The organism is Nocardia noduli, assembly GCF_019038455.1.
GTDB lineage: Bacteria > Actinomycetota > Actinomycetes > Mycobacteriales > Mycobacteriaceae > Nocardia > Nocardia noduli.
Genome location: NZ_JAFMPL010000318.1, coordinates 1 through 388 on the forward strand (window position 1 = coordinate 1; position 388 = coordinate 388).

1 protein-coding gene is annotated in these 388 nt (G+C 74.0%); it reads right to left on the bottom strand.

All coding sequences use genetic code 11. The features are described 5' to 3' along the window. Window positions 1–122 precede the first annotated feature (122 nt). Window positions 123–388 (bottom strand): hypothetical protein (locus tag JZ792_RS43825; RefSeq protein ID WP_216918467.1); only part of this gene is annotated, 266 nt, incomplete at its 5' end.

The window sequence follows — 388 nt, forward strand, 5'->3', positions numbered from 1 at the left end:
GTTATGGATCCCGGGTTCGGCTCCGCGCCCCCGGGACGACAGGGAGCATGTCCCGGCGTCGAGGCAATGCTTGAGCGCGGACCGACGATCGCCGGTCCAGGATGTTCGCATCCTGCCGCTCGTCACCCCCCGCGCCGCCCGCAGCGCACGTAGGCCGCTGTGCCGCGCCCGCTCGACCAGGTGAGGCGGTCGCCGTCGACCACGAGCCGCACCTGCGAGGACCAGTGCCGGCCGCGGTCGCTGCATTCGGCGGCGACCACCCAGGCGTTGCCGACGCGGCGGCCGTCGTGGAAATTGCAGATCGTGCGGCCGGCCCGGGCTCGCTCCGGCGTGATGGTGGCCGGGATGTAGCCCCGGCGCCGGGAGCGTGCCGAGCAGGCATCTGCGG